Source organism: Massilia eurypsychrophila (assembly GCF_002760655.1).
Lineage (GTDB): Bacteria > Pseudomonadota > Gammaproteobacteria > Burkholderiales > Burkholderiaceae_D > JAFCUW01.
In genome coordinates this window covers 190424-203347 of sequence record NZ_PDOC01000001.1, presented here as the reverse complement: position 1 = coordinate 203347, position 12924 = coordinate 190424, and the positions used below count along the sequence as shown (strand labels likewise).

The following is a 12924-nucleotide window of genomic DNA, read 5'->3' as shown; positions in this document are numbered from 1 at the left end:
CTGGCTTCTCGGAAAAGTACCGGCAGCCCCAGCAGGGTAGAGTTGCCCGGAAATGTCCGAATGTCAGACCTGACCCCGCGAAAACGTCCGAATGTCAGACCTGACCCCAGCGTTGGGAATTTCTGCGCGGCAGGCGCGGGCTCGCATATCATAGCCATCGCCCAATTCGGACTTCGATCATGAAACTCAGCCAAACCGCCGCCGCCCTATTGTTCGCGTCCTTCTGCAGCGTCGCCGCGGCCCAAGCCGCACCAGCGCCAGCCGCCGGCAAGACGCTGCACCTGTTCCTGTCGACCAGCGAAACAGGGCTCGACCCGGCAGTCGCTTCCGATATCGCCTCGCTCAGCCTGCTCGAGAACCTGTTCGACCCGCTGCTGCGCTACGATTACCTGGCGCGCCCGCTCAAGCTGCGCGAAAACACCGCCGCCGCCATGCCCACTGTCGACGATGGCGGCCTGACCTATACATTCAAGATTCGGCCCGGCATCCATTTCACGCCGGACCCCGCCTTCAAGGGCGCCAAGCGCGAACTGACCGCGGCCGACTATGTCTACAGCCTGAAGCGGCTGTACGACCCGATGCTCAAGTCGCCATGGCTGAGCCTGTTCGAGGGGAAGATCGCTGGCGACGCCGCCCTCAAGGACGAGTTCAGCTACGACGCTCCGTTCGAAGGCATCAAGGCGGTCGACCGCTACACCTTGCGCATCCGCTTGTCGGCGCCGGACAACAATTTCCTGTTTTATATGGCCACGCCGGCCAGCGCCGTCGTCGCCCGCGAAGTCATCGAGGCCTACCCGGGCCAAGTCGGCAACCACCCGGTCGGCACCGGCCCGTTCAAGATCGGCGAGTGGAAGCGCAGCGACAAGATCGTGTTGCTGGCCAATCGCGATTCGCAGGCGGTGTTTAGCGCCACGCCTGGCGCGGATGCCGCCGACCAGGCCATCGCCGCGGCGCTCAACGGCAAGCGATTGCCGGTGGTCGACCGCGTCGAGGTCAAGATTGCCGAGGAGTTCCAGGGCCGCATGCTCGGGTTTCTCGGCGGCGACTACGACTACCTCGAGCAGGTGCCCGAATCGATGACCGACATGGTGATCGCCGACGGCAAGCTGAAACCGGCGCTGGCGGCGCAAGGCGTGCAGCTGTTCCGCTTCCCGGTGATGCAGACGTATTACATGTGGATGAACATGGACGACCCGGTGCTGGGCGGCTACGGCAAGGACAAGGTGGCGCTGCGGCGCGCTATCTCGCTCGGCTACAACAGCGCCGAGGACATCAGCCTGCTGAAAAAAGGCTTCGCCATCAAGGCGCAGTCGCCGCTGCCGCCGAACGTGCTCGGCTACGATCCGGCCTACCGCAGCCCGGTGCCGTACGACCCGGCGCTGGCCAACGCGCTGCTGGACCGCTTCGGCTACGACAAGCGCGACCCGGACGGCTTTCGGCGCGCGCCGGGCAACGCGCCGCTGACGTTGACGATGCACAGCGAAGCGACCGCGGGCGGGCGCCTGCGCGACGAACTGTGGCGCAAGAACCTGAACGCGATCGGCCTGCGCGTGACCTTCATCACCGACAAGAAGACCGAGATCATCAAGGCATCGCGCCTCGGCAAGGTAATGATGTTCGAAAGTAACTGGATCGCCGACTTCCCGGATGGCGACAACTTTTATCAGCTGCTGTACGGCCCGAACGCCGGGCGCGCCAACTACGCGCGCTTCAACTTGCCTGACTATAACCAGCGCTACGAGCAGGCGCGCGCGCTGGCCGATTCGCCGGCGCGCCAGAAGCTGTACCTGGAGATGAACCAGCTGATCCACGCGTACAACCCATGGGTGCCATTAAGCCATGTGATGTCGGCCGATCTGCGTCAACCGTGGCTTAAAAACTACAAGCGCCACCCGGTTGAATTGACCAATTGGCGTTATCTGGATGTGGACCTTGCGGAGCGTCAACGAGTCAGTAGAATGGCTCGCTAGCTCGGCTGCGGCTATACATTCCTAAAAGTTATAGTTGCAGCAGGTTATTTCATTGGATCGCTGCGCGTCGCTGCGCTTACTCTGAAATTGAAATTAACGTAATGCAAAGACATTGCGAGTAAAAAAGATTCGTCGCCTGATCACAAGTTGGTCACACCGCTCAAGAGAAACCCAAGGAGAAATACCCGTGAAGTTAAAGAAACTCGCTCACCTGATCGCACTGATCGGTGTAGTCAGCCCTGCCATGGCGCAGCAAGCGCAACCGCAGCAGACGCAGCAGACGTTACAGCGTGTCGAAATCACGGGTAGTAGCATCAAGCGTCTGGCCAAGGAAGGCGCGCTGCCGGTCGAAGTGATCACGTTCGAAGAAATTGAAAAGCTCGGCATCGTCAGCGCCGAAGACCTGATGCGCAACATCGCGGCCAACGGTACCGGCGCCGACAACATGACGTCGGGTAACAACGTATTTGGCGCCGACGCCGACCGCGTCAGCGGCGGCGCATCGTTCGCCTCGCTGCGCGGCCTCGGTGCCGGCAGCACGCTGGTGCTGCTCAACGGCCGCCGCATCGCCACCCACGGCGGCAGCGGCAAGGCAGTCGACCTGAACTCGATCCCGATGGGCGCCATCGCCCGCGTCGAGATCCTGAAAGACGGCGCCTCGGCCATCTACGGCACCGACGCGGTCGGCGGCGTAATGAACTTCATCCTGAAAACAAACTTCACCGGCGTCGAAGTATCCGGCTCGACCAACGTGACCGAAGCGGGCGGCGGCACCACCCGCCGCGCTTCGGTGATCGCCGGCAAAGGCTCGGTCGACACCGACGGCTTCAACGTCATGGGTACCCTGACGATCGACAAGAACGACCGCCTCGATTCGCGCGACCGTGATTTCGCCAACGGCTTCCAGCCGGCGCGCGGCCTGTCGCCGGACACCACCGGCACGCCGTACGCCAACCAGCTGGCAGGCACCGGCACCGCGCTCGGCGCCAACTTCGTGCTGCCGGGCGACCCGAACCGCTACCTGCAGGCCAATCCGCTGAGCTTCCAGGGCAAGTGCGACACCGTCCCGGGCATGTCGCAATACCAGACCGAGCTGTGGAAAGACGTCACGTCGCCACTGCGCAGCAAGTATTCGTGCTCGTACGACTATGGCGCCGACTACGTGATCCAGGTCCCGGTCCAGCGCGCCAATGCGCTGGCGCGCGGCACCATCCAGATCGCGCCTGGCCACAAGATGTTCATCGAAGCGATGGGCTCGCGCACCGAAGCGACGTCGATCTTCACGCCGGCCCAGATTTCGACCACGCTCGGCAACGGCAACGCCTATCCAGTCGGCGGCCCGTACTACCAGGACCTGTCGCCGTACATCTCGACCTTCGACAAGACCAAGCCGATCATCTACAAGTGGCGCGCCAGCGCATTCGGCAACCGCACCCAGCTCAACACCACCGACAGCGCGCGCGTGCTGGTCGGCTTCGACGGCGCCTTCGGCAACTGGGATTACAAGTTCGGCGTCTCGCACGCCCGCAGCAAGACCCAGACCGAGCTGCTCGACGGCTATGCCTACCAGGCGAAGATGTTCACCGCGCTGGGCAGCGGCATCATCAATCCATGGGCAACCGGCGGCCAGACCGCGGCCGCCAATGCCTTGATCGAATCGACCAAGTTCCGCGGCAACCTGCAGCACGGCAATACCAAGCTGACCCAGGTCGACGGTTCGGTGTCGGGCGAGCTGTTCAAGCTGCCGGCCGGCGCCGTCGCGATGGCGGCCGGCTTCGACCTGCGCCGCGAAAACTATTCGTACACGCAAGATCAGGATGCCACCGTCATTTACCTGGCGCCGGGCAATGCCCGCCTGCCGGAAGCGAGCCGCGACATCAAGGCCGTCTACGCCGAGTTGATCGTGCCGGTGACGAAGCAGCTGGAAGTGCAGCTGGCCGTGCGCCGCGACGACTACACCACCGTCGGCGCCACCACCAACCCGAAAGTGGCGTTCCGTTACGAGCCGACCAGCTGGCTGCTGTTCCGCGGTTCGGCCAACAAGGGCTTCCTGGCGCCAAGTTTCGTCCAGCTGTATTCCGGTTCGCTCGACCAGGAACTGCCAAACGGCATCATCGATCCGATCGGCTGCCCGGCCAATCCTGGCAACCCGGCTTACTGCGCCATCTCGCGCCTCGAGTACAAGACCGGCGGCAATTCGAACCTGCGTCCGGAAACGTCGAAGCAGGGCACGCTCGGCTTCGTCATCGAGCCGTTCAAGGGTTACTCGGCGTCGTTCGACTACTTCGCCATCAATTCGGAAGACCGCATCCTGAACCGCACCCCGCAAGTGGTGCTGGCCAACGCGGCTGCGCTGGCGGGCAACATCATCCGCAATGCGGACGGCACCATCGACTACGTGCAGGCAGGCTGGATCAATGCGGCCGGCAACAAGGTGCGCGGCGCCGACGTCAGCCTGCGTGGCAGCGGTGCGATGGAAGGCGGCTACAAGTGGGCGGCCTCGCTGAGCGGCACCTACATGCACAGCTTCAAGTTCGCCGAAATCGCGGGCCAGCCGTACAAGGAACTGGTCGGCAATTTCTACACCCGCGACCTGTACCTGCGCTGGAAGCACAACGCGTCGATCAGCCTGACCAAGGGTGACTGGAGCGCGCTGTTCAGCCAGAGCTACGGCAGCGGCTACAAGGACCAGGTGCCAAACGCCGGCCGCGGTATTGCGCCGTCGGGCTTCAATCCGGAAATCGACGCGCACACCACGTACGGCCTGTCGGGCACCTACAAGGGCATCAAGGGCATGTCGGTCACGCTGGGCATCCAGAACCTGTTTGACGCCGATCCACCGTTCACCGCGCACAACGTCGACGAAGTCGTCGGTGCCGGCTGGGATCCGCGCGCGGCGAGCCCGCGTGGCCGTTCGTATTCGGTCAGCGCACGCTACAAGTTCTAATATACCGAGCGGCCCAGCTGCCCAGGCCAGAACACCGGCCCGGGCGGCACGCTCGCATGATCGGCGGCGCTCTCGTTGGGGACGCCGCCGATTTTTTTTATTCCTTATTTTCTATGGCAGGACGATGCCCGACAATTCAACCAGCCGGCGCCGCTTCGGCGGTGCGCTGGCCGCGGCGACGCTGGCCGCCACCTTGCCCACTGCCGCGGCGGCGCACAAGCCGGCGGCCCGTCCCATGAAACGCACACTCATCAAACCGCCGCGCCTGCGCGAGGGCGACCTCATCGGCGTGATCGCGCCGGGCGGCTACACCAGCGACACCTCGATCGAAAAATCGGTAAGCAAGATCGAATCGCTGGGCTTTCGGGTGCGGCTCGGCGCCAACCTGCGCGAAGTGCACGGCAACTATGCCGGCTCGGTGATCCAGCGCCTGACCGACCTGCACGCCATGTTCGCCGATCCGGAAGTGAAGGCGATCTGGTGCATTCGCGGCGGCTCCGGCTGCATCTCGCTGCTGGCCGGGCTCGACTACGCGCTGGTGCGCGCCAATCCGAAGATCCTGCTCGGCTATTCGGACATCACCGCGCTGCACCTGGCCATTTTCCGCCGCGCCGGCCTGGTCACCTTCCACGGGCCGGTGGCGTCCTCTAGCCAGTCCGATTATTCGACCGCCCACATGCTGGCCGTGCTGATGGATCCGCTGCCGACCTACACCATTCCGATGGCGATGGAAAACCAGCGGCGCGCGCGGGCCGAGCCGCACTACGCGATCCGCACGGTACAGGGCGGCAAGGCCACCGGAGCGCTGATGGGCGGCAACCTGAGCATGGTCAGCGCGCTGGCCGGCACGCCGTACGCGGCCGATTTCCGCCACAGCATCCTGTTCCTCGAAGACGTCAACGAGGCGCCGTACCGGATCGACCGCTGGATGACGCAGCTCGACCTGTCGGTCGGCCTGGCCAACGCGGCCGGCGTGATGATCGGCATCTGCGACAAGTGCGGGCCGGGCGACGAGCCCAATTCGCTGACGCTCGACGAGACGCTCGACATCCATCTGAAGCCGCTGACGATACCGGCGGTGACGGGCTATTCGTTCGGCCACATCCGCCACCAGTTCACCATGCCGATGGGAATTCGGGCCACGCTCGACACCGAGCGCCAGACGCTGACCCTGCTCGAAGCGGCAGTGACCTAGCAAGCAAGCGCCGGCGTCAGTGTTCGACCACGTGCGACAGCGCCGAGAACGCCGCCGCCGTCTGCGATTGCTCCAGCAAGATGGTCAGCTCGGAGAACGTGCACATCATGTTGACCACGCTGATCTTGTCCCACGCCAGCTTCTTGAGCACCGCGTGATACACGCCGGGCGTCTTGCGCGACTCGGGACTGAGCCGCAAGGTCAGCGCCGTCAGGTCCTCGACCCGCGCCAGCAGCCGCTCGCCGCCGAACGCTTCATCGACCAGGTGCGCCAGCGGCCGGCTGCACACGACCAGCACTTCGTGCACGCCGCGCGTGACGGTGATGAAGTTGGCCGGATACGGCTCGGCCAGCGCCAGCAGCTGGCGCTGGCATTCGTTGCTGTTGTCCGATAGCCGGAAGGTGGTGACCGACAGGTCGCTGCGGGTGGTCAGTTCGCCCATCCGCGGCGCCAGCACGATCGGCGCCGACACGACCTGCTGCGGCAGGCGCTCGGAGATGCGGCGCAGCGCCATCACGACGGCGGCCTGGCCGACCGGCTTCCACAGATCCGATTCCAGGCGCGGGCGCAATTGGCGCGCCAGTTCGGACAGGTTGATCAGGCCCAGCGCCATCCCTTCGGTCAGGAACGGCGATTCGGACACCAGTTGCTCAACTTTGTTTGTGATCGAGAGCATATCCATCCAGTCCCGGAAGGGACGCTGTAACGGTGGCTGGCAGCGCCGGCGCGGCCTTGCGGCGCGACGGATTCGCTGGCGGGCTGCGCGGCGGATGCGGCAGCGGGGCGGGGCCCGGTCAGGGCACGCCGGGATGCGCGGCCGGCGACGAGGAGCAGACGAATGCCAGGTACGTAGATGAGCTCATGATTTTCCCTTGAAAAACCGCGCTTTGTGTGCGAGTCGTGCTCGCGCGCTTTGTATCGATGTCGCCTGACGTTGATTGCCGGCTACTTTGGAAACGAGTGTAGCGCTCACATTCAAAAAATAGCAATCGAATCGCGACATCAAAACTCACCGAATGTATCAATTTCGCAGCATCACGTCTGTATGCCACCCGGAAAGCATAGTGACGACGCTGATCAATATTTAATTCGGCCAACAACGAAAAGTGCCGATGTTTCAACAGCTATTACTTTTGTTAGCTAAACGAAAATAATGCGATCCGCATCGACCGCATTTTTAGAAATTGAACAAAGCGCGGCGCCGATGGGTCGAATTGGAGCGTGCCAAAAGTGCGCGGGGTCAGTCCGGCAGTGTTGTCCTGAAAAAGTCACAGCTGGTCCTGGCGCCGAAATGTCCTTGTCCAACGACCTATCTAACGGAGAATAAGAATGAGAATTTGCAGATCCCTGATCGCCGCTTCGCTCGCCGTGCTGCCCCTGATGCTGTGGGGCGACGCGCACGCGGCCGGCCCGCTGATGGCCGGGCCGCTGGTCGCCGGCGCCACCGACACCGCGGCGCTGGCGGCGCGATTGCGCGGCGCCGACCTCAAGCGCGGCTTCGACCCCGACCACGGCTACCTCGTCGAGCGCCACCATCCCGGCGTCGACGGCACCCGCATCACGCGCATGGCGCACACTTACAAGGGCGTGCGCGTGTTCCAGTCCGAATCGGTGCTGGTCACCAACGACATCGGCAAGATCGTCAGCGAGTCGGCCAGCGACCGCCGCGCCGGCCTCGGCTACGGCGCGGCCAGCGCCAAAATGGGCGGCCGCTTCTCCAGCTTCAGCGTGCAGCCGGCCATCCCGCCGCAGGCTGCCTTGAACGCGGCCGCCACCGCGCTGGCCCCGCGCGCAATGGACGTGATCAAGCCGAGCGCCGAACTGATCGTCTACCCACACGTCGCGTCGGTGCGCACCGCCGCCGCGGTCAACAAGACCGACGGCGAACTCAATGCCATCGACCTGGAAGAGCGGGTGACCGGGTATGAACTGGCCTACCTGGTGCGCACCCGCATGGTCGCCGCCGGCAGCCGGCCGGTGTACTACGACAGCATCGTCAGCGCCACCGACGGCCGGCTGCTGAAGCAGTGGAACGCCTTGCAGACGGTGATCGGCAGCGGCAACAGCCAGTACAACGGCACCGTGCCGCTCAGCACCACCTTGTCGAATGGCGTCTACTCGATGCGCGACCCGCTGCGCGGCACCGGCGGCACCTTCGGCGCGATGGCGATCACCAACGCCGACCACGGCCGCACCGCCGGCGCCGTCTACACCAATGCCACCAATACGTGGGGCGACGGCCAGCAGTACATCGAGGGCGGCAGCACCACCAACGCCAACGGCCAGACCGCCGCCGTCAATGCCATGTGGGGCCTGATGAACACCTACGACATGCTGAAAAACACGCTCGGCTGGCAGTCGCTCGACGGCAACAACACCGCCACCTACATCGCCGCCCACGTCAACACGGCCTACGACAACGCCTACTACGACGACACCTGCCGCTGCATGTTCATCGGCGACGGCTCGTTTTTCACCAACCTCGGTTCGATCGACGTCATCGGCCACGAGATGTCGCACGGCGTCACCGCCGCTACCTCCAACCTGACCTACTTCGGCGAGTCGGGCGGGCTGAACGAATCGAGTTCGGACATCGGCGGCGAAGTGACCGAGGCCTACGCGCGCGCCGGCGGCACCGGCACCACGATTCCCAGCAGCGGCAACGACTGGCTGATCGGCGCCGAAATCAGCCGCACCGGCACGCCGCTGCGCTGGATGTACAAGCCCAGCAAGGACGGGCTGAGCCCGGATGCGTGGCGCTCCGGCCTGGGCAACCTCGACGTCCACTACAGCAGCGGCCCGAACAACCGGATGTTCTACTTCCTGGCGCGGGGATCGGAGTCCAGCACGTCGAGCGAGCGCTATAGCCCGTACCTGACGAGGATGCCGCGGGCGATGACCGGAATCGGCACCGACAAGGCATTTCGCATCTGGTTCCGCGCCAACACCACCAAGTTCACCGCGTCGACCAACTACGTCGACGCGCGCGCCAAGATGCTGCTGGCAGCACAGGAACTGTACGGCGTGGCAAGCCGCGAAGCGACTGCCGTGCAGCGCGCCTACGCGGCGATCAACGTCGGTACCGATGTCGACGAAGCCGGCGGCGGCGGCGGGCTGTCGATCAGCTCGCAGCCGGCCAGCGTCACCGCGGCGCCCGGTGTGATCGCCGACTTTTCCGTCACCGTCGGCGGCGGCGTTGCACCTTACCGCTACCAGTGGATGCGCAACGGCGCCGACATCGCCGGCGCGACCGGCCCGACCTACAGCGTCGTCGCGCGCAGCCGCCACAACGGCGCCGGCTACAGCGTGCGCGTCAGCGATTCAGCCGCCACGCCGTCCAGCGTGACGAGTGCCACGGCCAGGCTGACGGTGACCGGGAGCAACGTCACCGAGCGGGTGGTCAACGGCAGCTTCGAGGCGGGCAGCTACGGCTGGAGCGGGACAACCAGCGCCATCGGCAGCGCCGCCGGCCAGGCCGCGTATGACGGCGTGCGCTTCGCCTGGCTCGGCGGCAACGGCTACGGATCGCGCGAGAGCCTGTCGCAGGCGGTGTCGATTCCCGCGTCGGCCACCGCGGCCGACCTCAGTTTCGCGCTGCACGTCGACACGGCCGAATTTGACTCGCCGAACTACCCGTATGACAAGCTGACCGTGACGGTGAAGGACGCAGCCGGCCAGTTGCTCGGCACGCTGGCGAGCTTCAGCAACCTGAGCCGGGCCAGCGGCTACCAGGTGCATGCGTACAGTCTGCTGGCCTACAAGGGACAGACCGTCACCCTGACCTTCGACATGCGCGAAGATGTATCGCTGCAGACGTCGTTCGTCATCGATAAAGTCAGCGTGCGCACGCAGTGATGGCGAACGACTGCCCGGTCAGGCCGCCGATGTTGCCCGCCGCAAGCGGGTAAAGCTGGCCGGCTCCCACTCGCGCGTCGCCAGCAGCAAGCCGCTGCCGGTGCGCTTGGGCAGCGGCGACGCCAGGCTCTCTTCGTGCAGTTCGGCGAAGGTCTGGCGCAGCTGGCGCAGCGCCGCCTGCATCTTGTCGACCGCCGCGTCCGTCAACATGCCGTGCGAGAACGTGAGCGATTCATCGGCGCGCGCGAAGCTGCTGTCGAGGAAGTCGACCAGGCCCTGCTCGCGGAAATACTGAGGGGCTGCCGCTGGTGCTGATCCCGCTGTGGCTGTGGATACATGGCGCGCCGCGCCGCGACAGGCTCGCGTTCGGCGTCGCGCTGATGCTGTACGTGCTGGCCAAGTGGGCCGAGCTGAACGACCACGCGCTGCTGGACGCGCTCGGCGGGATCAGCGGCCACACGATCAAGCACCTGCTGGCCACGGCGGCCGCCGCGGTCATCGTCGCCGGGCTGGTTGCGCGCGACGAAGCCTGCCGGCGTGCGGCGCCGCCAATTAGCGCGTGAGGAATCGCATGTTGTACGAGTAGATCATCTCGCACGGCGCGCCGTCGCAGACGGCCGCCTTGTATTTTTCCTTGCCCACGACAATAGCGGCAAACTTCGCCATCTCCGGGCTTGGCTTGCCCAGGGTCGTCACCGACACCACGTTGCCATCCTTGCCGACGACGACGTTGATGCGCAAGTCCCCTTCGACCATCATCTTGTGCTGCGCCTTGCGCATCCATTCGTACACCGCCCTCGGCCCATTTAACGGATACGGCGGCTCGTCGCCTGGCGCCAAGGTCGGATAGGTCTCGTGGAATGCCGCCTGCTCCGCCGCGGTCAGCTTCTCGTACGGCTGGTCGGACGTTTGCGAGATCGACATCGGCGTCTGCTTTGCCGATTTCATGCCGTCGCGATGGATGACGAGTTGCTCGTCGACCAGCTTGTCTGCGGGCGTGCCGGCGACCCTGCCGTTGTCGAATACGGCCGCCAGCTGTCGGCCGCTGCCGGCATAGGTGAGCACCCCGTTGCCATGCCACTTGCCGGCCTTCCAGGCGCCCGCGTAGCTGCCGCCCAACTGGTATGTGCGGGTGCCGACGCCGTCGAACTTGCCATCCTTCCAGCCGCCCTCGTACCCCGCTCCGGAGCTGAGCAGCAGTACGCCGGCGCCGTTCGGCAGATTGTCGCGGAAGTCAACTTCCAACTGGTCGCCGTTGGCATACGCCATATAGCCCGGGCCGTCGCGCCGGCCATCCTTGAAAGCGCCGGTGAAGGCGGTGCCGTTGGCGAACTTGATCTTGCCCGCACCCTCCATCCGACCCTGCACCATCGTCACCTCGTAGCTGGCGACGAGGGTGTCGGAGAACACGCCGCGGCGCGAACGTTCCAGCACGCCGGCGCCGTCGGCGAGCCATCCTTGCAGGCACCTTTCCACACGACCGTCTCGTTCGCTTTGATGGCGGGACCGGCCACCTGGCAGGCTGGCTCGGCGGCGCATGCCGCGGCCGATACCGTGAACAGAGCGAACAGGCAGGCGGCAGTTTTCATGGGAGATCGCTGAGAAAAAAATAGAAGCTGGTGTCAGGTCTGACAGTCGAACATTTCGAGACGCATAGAGCAAAAGCTGGTGTCAGGTCTGACCTTCGAACATTTCATCAAGCCGAAATGTCCGAATGTCAGACCTGACACCGGTGTCCGAAATGTCCGAATGTCAGACCTGACACCGGTGTCCGAAATGTCCGAATGTCAGACCTGACACCGGTGACGCCTGCTACAGCGCGCGCGCGATGAGGATCTTCTGGATGTCGCTGGTGCCCTCGTAGATCTGGCAGACGCGCACGTCGCGGTAAATGCGCTCGATCGGGAAGTCGCTGACGTAGCCGTAGCCGCCGAACACCTGCATCGCGTCCGACACCACCCGCTCGGCCATCTCGGAGGCGAACAGCTTGGCCATCGCCGCCTCCTTCAGGCACGGCAAGCCGGCGTCCTTCATCGACGCGGCATGCCGGATCAGCTGGCGCGCCGCTTCGATTCTGGTCGCCATGTCGGCCAGCTTGAACTGCACCGACTGGTGCTCGAAGATCGGTTTGCCGAACGTCTCGCGCTCGCGCGCGTACACCAGCGCGGCGTCGAACGCGGCGCGCGCCATGCCGACCGATTGCGAAGCGATGCCGATGCGCCCGCCCTCGAGGCCCGACAGCGCGATCTTGTAGCCCTGGCCTTCTTCGCCGATCAGGTTCTCGGCCGGGATGCGGCAGTTCTCGAACAGGATCTGCGCCGTATCCGACGAGTGCTGGCCCATCTTCTGCTCGAGGCCAGCGACGATGTAGCCAGGCGTCGACGTCGGCACCCAGAAAGCGCTGATGCCGCGCTTGCCGGCCGCCTTGTCGGTCACCGCCATGACGATCGCCACGTCGCCGTATTTGCCGCTGGTGATGAACTGCTTGGTGCCGTTGATGACATATTCGTCGCCATCGCGCACGGCGGTGGTGCGCAGCGCCGACGCATCGCTGCCGGTGTGCGGCTCGGTCAGCGCGAAGGCGCCCAGCATCTCGCCCTGCGCCAATGGCCGCAGCCACTGCTCCTTCTGCGCGTCGTTCGCGTACATCATGGCGATGCTGCACACCGGGCAGTTGTTGACCGAGATGATGGTCGAGGTGCCGCCGTCGCCGGCCGCGATCTCCTCTAACACCAGCGCCAGCGACACGTAACCGAGGCCGGCGCCGCCCAGGTGTTCCGGCACGGCGACGCCGAACGCGCCAAGCGCTGCCAGCTCCTTCAGTTCCTCCTTCGGGAAATGGTGTTCCTTGTCCCAGCGCGCCGCGTTGGGCGCCAGGCGCTCCTGCGAAAAGCTGCGCAGGGCCTCGCGGATCATCTGGTGTTCTTCAGTCAGTATCATTCAGTCGTCTCGTCTTG

General features: G+C 64.8%; 9 protein-coding genes. 5 read left to right on the top strand and 4 right to left on the bottom strand.

The window, feature by feature from the left end:
• Positions 1-179 precede the first annotated feature (179 nt).
• The 3 genes from CR105_RS00935 to CR105_RS00925 all read left to right on the top strand — a co-directional run bounded on the left by CR105_RS00935 (position 180) and on the right by CR105_RS00925 (position 6112).
• Positions 180-1970, top strand: coding sequence for an ABC transporter substrate-binding protein (locus CR105_RS00935; RefSeq protein WP_099786555.1), 1791 nt, complete (start codon positions 180-182; stop codon positions 1968-1970).
• A 187-nt stretch (positions 1971-2157) separates the two neighbouring features.
• Positions 2158-4917, top strand: a complete 2760-nt coding sequence (locus tag CR105_RS00930; RefSeq protein ID WP_099786554.1) for a TonB-dependent receptor — start codon at positions 2158-2160, stop codon at positions 4915-4917.
• Positions 4918-5041: 124 nt separating this feature from the next.
• Positions 5042-6112, top strand: coding sequence for a S66 peptidase family protein (locus CR105_RS00925; RefSeq protein ID WP_099786553.1), 1071 nt, complete (start codon positions 5042-5044; stop codon positions 6110-6112).
• Between the two features lie 16 nt (positions 6113-6128).
• Here CR105_RS00925 and CR105_RS00920 read toward each other — a convergent pair whose 3' ends face one another.
• A complete protein-coding gene (locus CR105_RS00920; protein WP_099786552.1) occupies positions 6129-6788 on the bottom strand; it encodes a hypothetical protein in 660 nt (219 codons plus the stop codon).
• A gap of 653 nt (positions 6789-7441) precedes the next feature.
• On the opposite strand from CR105_RS00920, the gene CR105_RS00915 reads away from it, so the two are divergent.
• Positions 7442-9967 carry a M4 family metallopeptidase gene (locus tag CR105_RS00915; protein WP_099786551.1) on the top strand — a complete coding sequence of 842 codons (2526 nt, stop codon included), beginning with the start codon at positions 7442-7444 and terminating at the stop codon, positions 9965-9967.
• Positions 9968-9985: 18 nt separating this feature from the next.
• On the opposite strand, the gene CR105_RS00910 is transcribed toward CR105_RS00915, so the two are convergent.
• Positions 9986-10177: a hypothetical protein gene (locus tag CR105_RS00910; protein WP_099786550.1), complete on the bottom strand. Its 192-nt coding sequence runs from the start codon at positions 10175-10177 to the stop codon at positions 9986-9988.
• 98 nt (positions 10178-10275) lie between these two features.
• On the opposite strand from CR105_RS00910, the gene CR105_RS00905 reads away from it, so the two are divergent.
• A complete protein-coding gene (locus CR105_RS00905) occupies positions 10276-10530 on the top strand; it encodes a hypothetical protein (RefSeq protein ID WP_099786549.1) in 255 nt (84 codons plus the stop codon).
• On the opposite strand, the gene CR105_RS00900 is transcribed toward CR105_RS00905, so the two are convergent.
• Entirely contained in the window at positions 10520-11443 is a 924-nt protein-coding gene (locus CR105_RS00900; RefSeq protein ID WP_180288050.1) for a hypothetical protein, read from the bottom strand. The two genes, CR105_RS00905 and CR105_RS00900, sit on opposite strands and share 11 nt — an antisense overlap.
• Positions 11444-11779: 336 nt before the next feature.
• Positions 11780-12907: an acyl-CoA dehydrogenase family protein gene (locus CR105_RS00895; RefSeq protein ID WP_099786547.1), complete on the bottom strand. Its 1128-nt coding sequence runs from the start codon at positions 12905-12907 to the stop codon at positions 11780-11782.
• Between the last annotated feature and the right edge of the window lie 17 nt (positions 12908-12924).